The sequence below is a fragment of the Kribbella sp. NPDC043289 genome (assembly GCF_056436705.1).
Genome location: NZ_JBWKCB010000003.1, coordinates 33089 through 43267 on the forward strand (window position 1 = coordinate 33089; position 10179 = coordinate 43267).

Below are 10179 nucleotides of genomic sequence, written 5' to 3' on the forward strand. Positions count from 1 at the left end.
AGACCGATGATCGTGCTGCGCACCGGCGACGCCGGGTACGACGAGGCCCGGACAGTCTGGAACGCGATGATCGATCGCCGACCGGCCGCGATCGCCCAGTGCTCGAGTACCGCGGACGTCGCCGAGGCCGTCCGCTTCGGCCGCGACGCCGGCCTGGAGATCGCGGTCCGCTGCGGCGGTCACAGCATCGCCGGTCTCGCCGTACCGGACGGCGGCCTGATGATCGATCTGACGCCGATGAACACGGTCCGGGTGGACCCCACTCGGCAACGGGCGTGGGTCCAGGGCGGCGCGTTGCTGGGCGAGCTCGACCAGGCATCGCAGGAGTACGGTCTCGCGACGACCGCGGGCAACGTCTCGCACACCGGCGTCGGCGGGCTGACGCTCGGCGGCGGCATGGGCTGGCTGGCGCGCCGGTTCGGGCTGGCCTGCGACAACGTGGTGTCGTACGAGGTGGTGACCGCCGACGGTCAGATTGTGTGCGCGAGCGCGGACGAGAACGCCGAGCTGTACTGGGGCCTGCGGGGTGGCGGCGGGAACTTCGGGATCGTCACCAGCTTCGAGTTCCAGCTGCACCAGATCGGGACACGGGCGTTGATCGTCGAGCTGACCTACCCGGCGTCGGCGGCCTTCGAGGTACTGCGCGGTTGGCGTGACCTGAACGCCGACGCACCGCGGGAGGCGACCTTCACCGCACACCTCACGTCGGGCGACGCCGGCACGGTGACGGTCGGGTACGTGTGGGTCGGCGAGGGCGGGGAGGACCTGCTGCCGGCGTTCCGCGCGCTCGGCCCCGTGGTGGGTGAGGTCGTCGAGGAGACGACGTACCTGAAACTGCAGACCCGGGACGACTCCGTGCAGGGCCATCGCGTCCGCCGGTACTGGAAGGGGCACTACTTCGAGGCGCTGCCCGACGACGCGATCCGTGCGCTGCTGGCGACACCCGAGTTCCCGGGCATCGCGGCCAGTCTGCAGGCGTACGGCGGGGCGATCGCCGACGTACCGGCGGACGAGACGGCGTTCAGCCGCCGGGACACGATGTTCGAGCTCGTCACCGCCACACGCTGGCAGGACCCGGCCGAGGACGAGCCGCGGATCGATCAGCTGCGCGGGTACGCCGCGGCGCTGGCGCCGTATGCGAGCGGGGCCTACGTGAACGTGCTGACCGACGACCCGATCCAGCGTGCGTTCCCGCCGGCCACGCTGGACCGGCTGGTCGCGCTCAAGACGGCGTACGACCCGGGCAACGTCTTCCACCTCAACCAGAACATCCGGCCCGGCGAGCCGAGCAGCGCCGCCACGCTCTGACTGGTACCCATGAAGGGTGCACTTCGAGCAGGTCTTCGAGGATGTCGCGCGCGTCATCGAGAGCGTCGGCGTGGCCATCATGGCCGTCGGGCTCGCCGTCGTCCTGCTCCGCTACGTGTACGACGTCATTCGCAAGGGAGCCGGCAGCTACCAGCAGGTCCGGGTGAATCTCGGCCGGGTCATCCTGCTCGGCCTCGAGATCCTGATCGTCGGCGACATCATCCGCACCGTGATCGTCGCGACGACCCTGGAGAATGTCGTGGTGCTCGGACTGATCGTGGTGATCCGGACCGTGCTGAGCTTCGCGCTCGAGGTGGAGATCTCCGGCGCCTGGCCGTGGCAGCAACACCGGACCGACCGGTCCGACGCGGCATGATGGACACGTGACAACCGAACTCACCCCGGAACTCGCAGCGACCATCGAGGAAGCCTTCGCCCGCCGGGACCGCGCGAACATGGGCCCGACGATCGACTTCTTCGAGAAGCTGCTGACCGAGCACCCGGACAACCCGTACGTCCTCTACGAGGTCGGCGGCTCCTACGACACCGCCGGTCTGGAGGAGAAAGCTGTCGGGTACTACGAGCGCGCGCTGCCCGGACTGACCGGGGAGACCCGCCGCAAGTGCCTGCTGCAGTACGGCAGCACGCTGCGCAACCTGAACCGCTTCGACGAGTCGCTGGCTGTGTTCAAGGGGGCCTGCGCCGAGTTCCCCGAGTCGGACTCGCTGCGGGTCTTCAAGGCGCTGACCCTGCACGCGGCCGGGAATCAGGACAAGGCGCTGGCCACGCTCCTGCTGCTGATCGCCGACAAGGTCGACTCCGCCGAGATCAAGCGCTACGAGGCCGCGATCCGCGGGAACGCCGACTACCTGGCGAACCTGGGCTAGCTTTTGCGGGCGACGCCGCCGTAGATGGCGTCGCGGACGCCGATCGTCGGGTCCTCGGTGATCCGGCCGCCCGGCACGTGCCACTCGGCCAGCCGGACGACGCCCGGCTCAAGGATCTCCAGGTCGCCGAACAGGGACGAAATCTCCTCGACCGACCGGAACGCCAAGTTCGGGAAGGCGTGCCGGACGTTCTCCGCGAGCTCGGTGACCATGACGTCGACCGGACCGCCGTCGCCCGGGTTGCAGGCGTGCGTGATCGCCAGGTAGGACCCCGGCGGCAGCGCCTCGAGGTACTTGCCCGCGACCGCCCGGGTCTCCTCGAGGTCGGAGATGTGGTGCAGCATCAGCGCCATCACCAGCGCGACCGGCTCGCCGGCGGCCAGGATCTCGGCGACCGCCGGATCCGCCAGCACCTCGTCCGGCTTCGTGAGGTCCGCGGCGGTGAACTGCGTCCGGTCGTTGTCCAGCAGCAGGGCCCGCCCGTGGGCGACCACGGACGGGTCGTTGTCGATGTACACCACCGAGGCGCTCGTGTTCGCCTTCTGGGCGATCTGGTGGGTGTTCTCGGCGGTCGGCAGCCCGGAGCCCGCGTCGATGAAGCGCCGGACGCCGGCCTCCTCGGCCAGCCAGGTGATCACCTCGCTGAGCCAGCGCCGGTTCGCTCGCGCCCACTCCGGGGCCTCCGGCGCGATCTTCATGATCTGCTCGTACAGCTCGCGGTCGGAGGCGTAATTGTCCTTGCCGCCGAGGAAGTAGTCGTAGACCCGCGCGACACTCGGACGTGTGGTGTCGATCCCGAACGCGACCAGCCCGCTGTCATTCTTCGGCTGATCGGTCACACTGTCTCCCTCGCGGTCGGACCCCTACTTCGAGGGTAACGTACGGAGAGTCAGCGTTTCACCACGGCGAGTTCGATCTGTGTAAAACCTCAACATTCACAGGGGTTTCAGCACGCGCACGCCACGCCGCGCGGCGCGACCAGCGGATCCTGCGCCCGCCGTTCGACCCCCGCTGCGGTCTCGATCGGCCCGCCTTCGCGCGCCCAGTACTCGAACCCGCCGATCATCTCCTTCACCGGATACCCGAGCCGCGCGAACGCCAGCGCCGCCTGGGTCGCGCCGTTGCACCCCGGCCCCCAGCAGTACGTCACCACGGTCACACCCTCCGGTACGACGCTCCGCGCGCGCTCCGCGATCTCGCGATGGGGAAGGTGGATCGCGCCCGGCACATGCCCCTGGTCCCAGCTCTCCTGGCTCCGGCTGTCGACCAGCACCCAGCCGGTCACGCCGGCGCCGATGTCCGCGGCGACGTCGGCCGCGTCCACCTCGAACGAGAGCCGGCCGGCGAAATGCGCGACCGCGGCGGCCTGGTCGGCGGCGCGGGTACTCAACACGGCGGACGTCTTCATGCGATGCCTCCTCAAGGATCGGGAGGCACCAGCGTCGGCGATCCGCGGGGACGGCGACAGTGGCAGAAATGACCTAGTTCATCAAAATTCAGCCACGCCGGGTGCTGATCTTCGCCCGCGCCCGCGCGACCTTGATCGCCGCCTTCAGCGAGTCCACGTCGTACGCGCCGTAGTGCCGCTGACCGTTGACGAAGAACGTCGGCGTACCGGAGACGCCGCTGGTGTCCGCGGACTCCACGTCCTGCGCCACCCGGGCGGCCGCCACGTGCCGTTTGACGTCGTCGTGCAACCGATCGGCGTCCAGCCCGAGCTGCTCGGCGTACCCGATCAGGTCCTTCGGCTGCAGGTTCTCCTGGTTCGCGAGCAGCAGGTCGTGCATCTCCCAGAACTTGCCCTGCGTGGCCGCCGCCTCCGCGACCTCCGCCGCGATCTGCGCCCGCGGGTGGACGTCGGACAGCGGCAGGTGCCGCCAGACGAAGCGCAGGTCGTCGTCCTGGATCACGTCCCGGACGATCGGCTCGGCCATCCCGCAGTACGGGCACTCGAAGTCGCCGTACTCGACCAGGGTGACCGATGCGTTCTCCGGACCGCGGATGTGGTCCCGCTCCGGATCGACCGGGTCGGTCAGGTCGACCAGCTGCTCCGCGTCACCGAGCAGCGCGAGCGCCTTCTTCGGCGGCGACAGCAGCTTGGCCGCGCGGAACACCGCCCAGGTCAGCGCGGACGCCACGATCACCGCCGAGAGCAGACCGACCTTCGCCTCGGCCAGCTGCGCCCCGTCGAACGCGATCGTCGCGATCAGCAACGAGACCGTGAAGCCGATCCCTGCGATCGTTCCGCTGCCCACGACCGCTGCCCACCCGACACCGGGCCGGATACGCCCGCCGGTGAGCCGTTCGAGCAGCCAGGACACGGTCGTCACGGCCAGCGGCTTGCCGACGACGTACCCGATCAGGATGCCGAGGGTGATCGGTGAAGTGAACGCGTGCGCGAGGAACTTGGCGTCGATCGTCACGCCGGCGTTCGCCAAACCGAACAGCGGGACGATCAGGTAGCTGGTCCACGGGTGGTAGAGGTACTGCAGGCGCTCGTTCGGCGAGATCGTGGTGGTCAGTCCAACGGTCGCGGACCGCGCCAGCTCCGGCGTCGGCTGCTCGCGGAACAGCCGGAACAGGCCGGTCGCCTCCTCGAGTTCCTCACGCCCAGGCGAGTACGCCGGTGCGGTCAGGCCGATCGCGAGTCCGGCGACCACCGGGTCCACGCCGCTCTGCAGCAGCGCGGCCCACATCAGGACGCCGAGGATGACGTAGATCCAGGCCTTGCGGACGTGAAACAGCGACAGCGCCAGGACGATCACGAACGCGACGATCGCCAGCATCAGCGGCATCAGCCGGATGTCCTCGCTGTAGACGACCGCGATCACCACCAGCGCGAGCAGGTCGTCGACCACGAACACCGTCAGCAGGAACACCCGCACCCGATCCGGTACGCCGCGCCCGACCAGCGCGAGCAACCCGAGCGCGAGCGCCGTGTCGGTGGACATCGCGACGCCCCAGCCGTGCGATCCCGGTCCGCCGGCGTTGAACGCCAGGTAGATCAGCACCGGCACGACCATCCCGCTGATCCCGGCCAGCATCGGCAGCACGAACCGGCTGCGCTCACGCAGGTCGCCGAGATCGAACTCGCGCCGCGCCTCCAGCCCGACGACGAGGAAGAACAGCGTCATCAGCCCGCCGTTGATCCACTCCCGCAGGTCCAGGCTGAGCACGTCGTGACCGAGCCCGATCGACAACTCGGTGCGCCAGAACTCGTCGTACGTTCCCGGGGAGATGTTGGCCCACAGCAACGCGAGCACGATCGAAGCCGCCAGTACTCCGGAGCTCCCCGCCTCGGTCCGGAGGAAGGCACGCATCGGTGCCGCGAACTCCCGCCGCCAGTTCGTCCGGCCGCTCCACAGGCCGGAGAAGTCCGTCATGCGGATCACTGTAACCAGCGCGGGCCGCCAACCGCGCCCTCCGGCTAACACTCAGCAGGCCTGTGGCTGCATGATGTGCGTGCCCTACTGCGCGTCCTTGTCCTGGAGCCTCCGTGACCGAGCCTGACCTCGCCAATTCGGCGGACATGTTTGCCCGTCTGGCGATCGAGTTGCACGACGCCCCGGGCGTCGAGGAGACCATCGACGCCGTCGTCCAGTTCGCCCTCCAGGCGTTGAACTGCACGTACGCCGGAGTGGCGCTGTACACCCGTGGTTCGCAGGCCGAGATCGCCGCGGTCACGGACCCGGTCGTCGCTGATGTGTACGCACTGCAGATCAGCACCGAGAGTGGCCCGCTGGTCACCGCACTGCGTGATCGCACGACCGTTCTGATCCGCGACACCGGCACCGACGACCGGTGGCCCGAGTGGGCGGACAAGGTTGCAGCACTCGGGGTCCGCAGCGTTCTCGACGTACCGTTGGCGACCGGTGACGCGTCGCGACCGAACGTCGGTGTGCTGGGGTTGTACAGCCCCCTGCCGGACGCGTTCAGCGCGGACGACGAGGCGGTCGCACACATCCTTGCGCAGCACGCCTCGGTCGCGGTGGCCTCCGCCCGGCACGAGGAGACGATGGCGCAGGCCGTCGACGCGCGGAAGCTGGTCGGTCAGGCGATGGGCATCCTGATGGAGCGCTTCGACGTCGACGGGGACCGCGCGTTCGCGATCCTGAAGCGCTATTCGCAGGACACCAACACCAAACTGCGCGACGTCGCGCAGCAACTGATCGATACCCGCAAGCTCCCGCACTGACGGTGATATTGACTGAGATCTGACACCGTTGTCGCCAAGCCAGGCGCGGGAAACCGTTGCATACTGCGAGATGAGCCTGACGCCGGGGTTTGTGCGGCCAGAACCGCGGACCGGGTCACGCCCCGGCGTCTCCCCGGTTACCCTTTCGGGATGGGTGAGTGGCGGCCGCTGGCAGGGCCCTCGCGGCAGGTGGCGCTGGAGATCTTGCTGGACGGGCCGCTCTCGCGGGCCGAGTTGTCGCGTCGCGTCGGCCTGTCCCCCGGCAGCCTGACCCGGTTGACGAAGCCGATGGTCGAGTCCGGCCTGCTGGTCGAGGTCGAGGGTGGCCCCACCGATGCGCGGGTCGGCCGCCCGTCGCAGCCACTCGACCTCGATTCGAACGCGCACCATTTCGTCGGCATCAAGCTCACCGGGGACTCCGCGATCGGCGTCCTGACCACCTTGCGTGCGGAGGTGCTCGCGAGCGTGGAGCGCCCGATCCCGGACCCGACACCGTCCGCGGTCGCGGAGCTCGTCCTCGAACTCACCGACGAGCTCGCGGTCCAGGTCCCCGGCGGTACGGCGCTCACCGGGATCGGCATCTCGATCGGCGGCCGGGTCGCGGACGGTTCCGAGGTCCGCTGGGGCCCGTACCTGAACTGGGTCGACGTCCCGTTCGGCGAACTGCTCGCCGCGCACACCAGCGTCCCGATCGTGATCGCGAACGACCTGACCTCGTTGACCGAGGCCACCCACTGGTTCGGTGCCGGACGGAACTCGGACCGGTTCATCCTGGTCACCATCGGCGCGGGGGTCGGCTACGGCCTCGTCGTCCACAACCGAACGGTCGACAGCCCGGACGTCACGCTCGGTCTGGTCGGCCACTTCCCGCTCATTCCCGACGGACCACGCTGCGACCGCGGCCACCATGGCTGCGCCCTCAGTCTGCTCACCGTCGGCGCCGTCACCGATCAGGTCGGTACGGCGCTCGGCCGGCCGGTCGACTACGACGAAGCTCTCGACCTGGCGGCGAAAGGCGACCCGGCCGCCGCCGCGGTGGTCGGCCGGGCGGGTCGCGCGCTCGGCAAACTGATCGCCGCGGCCGCGAACTTCACCCTGCCCGAGCTGGTCGTGCTCGGCGGCGAAGGCATCCGGCTCGCCGAGGTCGCGCACGAGGACCTGCTGGCCGGCCTGCACGCCGATCGGCACCCGTCCGCGGCCGAGCTGCCGATGGTCCTGCAGCCCGCGGACTTCAGCGAATGGGCCCGCGGCGCGGCCGTGGTCGCGATCCAGACGTTCGTCCTCGGCACCGAGTAGCGGGGAAGTTTCCCCCCGGCGGAGCCGGAAAGTTCACCGTCGCGAACGAATTTCATTCATCGGGATGAGGGCCGTCATACCAGGGTCGTAGTCGCCGCACGCACACATCCGTCCGCGCTCCGATGATCGCAATCGTTGCCGGAAACAACAATAGCGAGCATGTACCTGGTCCAGTCCCGCCACCGCCCGGTTGCCCGTGGGATCGCCGGATTGACGGAGGCCGTCGTCGACCTGTCCGCGATCCGCGCCAATGTCCGTACCTTTCGCGAACGCGTGTCCCAGGACGTGCTGGCCGTCGTGAAGGCCGACGGTTTCGGCCACGGAGCGGTACCGGTCGCCGGCGCGGCGGTCGAGGCGGGAGCGACCTGGCTCGGCGTCGCGCACGCCGACGAAGCGCTGCAACTGCGCGCCGCCGGCCTGACCGCACCGATCCTGGCCTGGCTGTACGACGCGGCCGAACTCATGCTGCTCGGCGATGTCGACGTGGATGTCAGCGTCTCGACCGTCGCCGAACTCCAGCGCGTCGCGTCGACTCCGGGCGTCCAGTTCGTGCACCTCAAACTGGACACCGGACTGCATCGGGCCGGCAGCGCGCCCGATCAGTGGATCGAGCTCACCCGAACGGCGGCGCACTACGAGGCGCTCGGCGCCGTCACGGTCCGCGGGATCTGGTCGCATCTCTCGCACGGCGACGCGGTCGACGCCGTCCAGAGCACGCGGCAACTCCAGCTCCTGCGGACCGGGGTGAGTCTCGCGCGACGGGCCGGTCTACGCCCGAGCGTCGTACACCTGGCCAACTCGGCCGGGGCGATCACCCTGGACGCGCCGGACTGCGACCTGGTCCGGATCGGCGCCGGTCTGTACGGGATCGACGAGGTGGGCCTCGGGCTGCGACCGGCGATGCGACTGATGAGCAAACTGGCCCAGGTACGCCGGATCCGCGCGGGAGAAGGCGTTTCGTACCGGCACGACTTCGTCGCCGACCGGGACACCACGATCGGCCTGGTCCCGATCGGGTACGCCGACGGCATCCCGCGGGTCGCCGGACAGCAGGCGAGTGTGTGGTGTCACGGCGTCCGGATGCCGGTGATCGGCCGGATCGCGATGGACCAGTTCGTCGTCGACGCCGGTGACCTCGCGGTCGAACCCGGTGCGCCGGTGACGATCTTCGGCGACGGCTCCGCGGGTGAGCCGACCGCGGCCGACTGGGCCGTGTTGGCCGGAACCATTCCGCACGAGATCTACTGCGGCATCGGCAGCCGGGTGCCGCGCCGGTACGAGGAGGGCAACCGATGAAGGTCGCAGTGGTGATGGGCGGCAACAGCCCGGAGCACCAGGTGTCATTGGCCAGCGGCAAGGGAATCGCGAAGGCGGTCGAACTCCTCGGCCACACGGCGATCCCGCTGGTCATCGATGCCGACGGCAACTGGATGGACGGGCAGCACGAGGCGGTCGAGATCCTGCAGGCGTGCGCGGTGGCGATCCCGGCGCTGCACGGTGAAGGCGGCGAGGACGGCCGCCTGCAAGGCTTTCTCGAGCAACTGAAGGTCCCGTACGTCGGCAGCGGGATCGCAGCCAGCGCGGTGGGTCTGAACAAGAGCCTGACCAAGGCGGTTCTCGCGGCGCACGGCATCCCGGTCACCCCCGGCGTCACGTTGCGCGGTCCGGATCTGATCGACACCGAGGCCGCGCTGCAGCAGCTCAAGTCGGCCGGACTCGAGTTCCCGGTCTTCGTGAAGCCCGGGAACGGCGGGTCCAGTTTCGGCGTCACGCGGGCGACCGACCGGACGTCGTTGGAGGCCGCGATCGCGGACGCGGCGATCATCGATCCGCACGTCCTGATCGAGCGCGAGATGGTCGGGCGGGAGATCGATCTCGCGGTGCTGGAGTTCCCGGACGGGCGGGTCGAGACCGCGCCGGCGTTGGAGATCCACGCCGATCCGGAGCAGCCGTTCTTCAACGCGACCGCGAAGTACGACAGCGGTGCCACGCGGTTCGTCGTACCGGCGCCGCTCGAGGCTGGGCTGGCCGAGAAGCTGCGACGTACCGCGCTCGACGTCTTCGAAGTCCTCGGGTGCGCGGGGTTGGCCCGGGTGGACTTCTTCGTGCCGCGGGACGGTGAGCTGGTGGTCAACGAGATCAACACGTTCCCCGGGTTCACGCCCGCATCACAGTTCCCGCGAATGTGGGCCGCGGCGGGGTTGTCGTACGCCGAAGTCGTCAACACCCTGATCCGGACGGCGGTGGCGCGCGGATGACCGTCCTGCTGAGCGACGACCGGATCACCGCCATCCCCGCGATCGAGAACTGCGAGCCGCTGGTCGACCTGTTCACCCGCGACATCGCGACGACCGGCCGGCAGTTCGCCCGCGAGAGCGTCGCCGATCGGCTCGCGCTGGCCGACACGTTCCTACCCGCCGGCATCCGGCTGCACGTCGTCGAAGGGCTGCGGCCGATCGAGAGCCTGACCTGATAGCTGCTGCCTATCAGGTG

At 69.4% G+C, this 10179-nt stretch carries 11 protein-coding genes; 8 read left to right on the plus strand and 3 right to left on the minus strand.

What is annotated here, in order from left to right; genetic code table 11:
* Nucleotides 1-6: 6 nt before the first annotated feature.
* Genes AC0662_RS18530 through AC0662_RS18540 form a run of 3 tightly spaced genes read left to right on the plus strand, consistent with a single transcriptional unit; the run spans nucleotide 7 to nucleotide 2195 of the window.
* Nucleotides 7-1308 carry an FAD-binding oxidoreductase gene (locus AC0662_RS18530; RefSeq protein WP_478301992.1) on the plus strand — a complete coding sequence of 434 codons (1302 nt, stop codon included), beginning with the start codon at nucleotides 7-9 and terminating at the stop codon, nucleotides 1306-1308.
* 16 nt (nucleotides 1309-1324) lie between these two features.
* Complete coding sequence (locus tag AC0662_RS18535) at nucleotides 1325-1684, plus strand: DUF1622 domain-containing protein (RefSeq protein WP_452197222.1); 360 nt, start codon at nucleotides 1325-1327, stop codon at nucleotides 1682-1684.
* A 7-nt stretch (nucleotides 1685-1691) separates the two neighbouring features.
* A complete protein-coding gene (locus AC0662_RS18540; RefSeq protein WP_452197221.1) occupies nucleotides 1692-2195 on the plus strand; it encodes a tetratricopeptide repeat protein in 504 nt (167 codons plus the stop codon).
* Here AC0662_RS18540 and AC0662_RS18545 read toward each other — a convergent pair.
* The 3 genes from AC0662_RS18545 to nhaA all read right to left on the minus strand — a co-directional run bounded on the left by AC0662_RS18545 (nucleotide 2192) and on the right by nhaA (nucleotide 5578).
* Nucleotides 2192-3034 (minus strand): SAM-dependent methyltransferase, encoded by an 843-nt coding sequence (locus AC0662_RS18545; RefSeq protein WP_478301994.1) that lies wholly within the window; start codon nucleotides 3032-3034, stop codon nucleotides 2192-2194. The genes AC0662_RS18540 and AC0662_RS18545 overlap by 4 nt on opposite strands.
* A gap of 107 nt (nucleotides 3035-3141) precedes the next feature.
* Nucleotides 3142-3603, minus strand: a complete 462-nt coding sequence (locus tag AC0662_RS18550; protein WP_478301996.1) for a rhodanese-like domain-containing protein — start codon at nucleotides 3601-3603, stop codon at nucleotides 3142-3144.
* 88 nt (nucleotides 3604-3691) lie between these two features.
* Nucleotides 3692-5578, minus strand: coding sequence for a Na+/H+ antiporter NhaA (gene nhaA, locus AC0662_RS18555; RefSeq protein WP_478301998.1), 1887 nt, complete (start codon nucleotides 5576-5578; stop codon nucleotides 3692-3694).
* Between the two features lie 113 nt (nucleotides 5579-5691).
* Between nhaA and AC0662_RS18560 the strand changes: the two genes are divergently transcribed.
* The 5 genes from AC0662_RS18560 to AC0662_RS18580 all read left to right on the plus strand — a co-directional run bounded on the left by AC0662_RS18560 (nucleotide 5692) and on the right by AC0662_RS18580 (nucleotide 10159).
* The gene (locus AC0662_RS18560; protein ID WP_452197217.1) at nucleotides 5692-6390 is read left to right on the plus strand and encodes a GAF and ANTAR domain-containing protein; all 699 of its coding nucleotides are present in this window, start codon (nucleotides 5692-5694) and stop codon (nucleotides 6388-6390) included.
* A 150-nt stretch (nucleotides 6391-6540) separates the two neighbouring features.
* On the plus strand, nucleotides 6541-7686 hold the full coding sequence (locus AC0662_RS18565) for an ROK family transcriptional regulator (RefSeq protein WP_452197216.1): 1146 nt from the start codon (nucleotides 6541-6543) through the stop codon (nucleotides 7684-7686).
* Between the two features lie 159 nt (nucleotides 7687-7845).
* Nucleotides 7846-8982: an alanine racemase gene (gene alr, locus AC0662_RS18570; RefSeq protein WP_478302000.1), complete on the plus strand. Its 1137-nt coding sequence runs from the start codon at nucleotides 7846-7848 to the stop codon at nucleotides 8980-8982.
* Nucleotides 8979-9944 carry a D-alanine--D-alanine ligase family protein gene (locus tag AC0662_RS18575; RefSeq protein ID WP_478302002.1) on the plus strand — a complete coding sequence of 322 codons (966 nt, stop codon included), beginning with the start codon at nucleotides 8979-8981 and terminating at the stop codon, nucleotides 9942-9944. The genes alr and AC0662_RS18575 overlap by 4 nt, the downstream gene beginning before the upstream one ends.
* A complete protein-coding gene (locus AC0662_RS18580; protein WP_478302004.1) occupies nucleotides 9941-10159 on the plus strand; it encodes a hypothetical protein in 219 nt (72 codons plus the stop codon). The genes AC0662_RS18575 and AC0662_RS18580 overlap by 4 nt, the downstream gene beginning before the upstream one ends.
* Nucleotides 10160-10179: the final 20 nt, after the last annotated feature.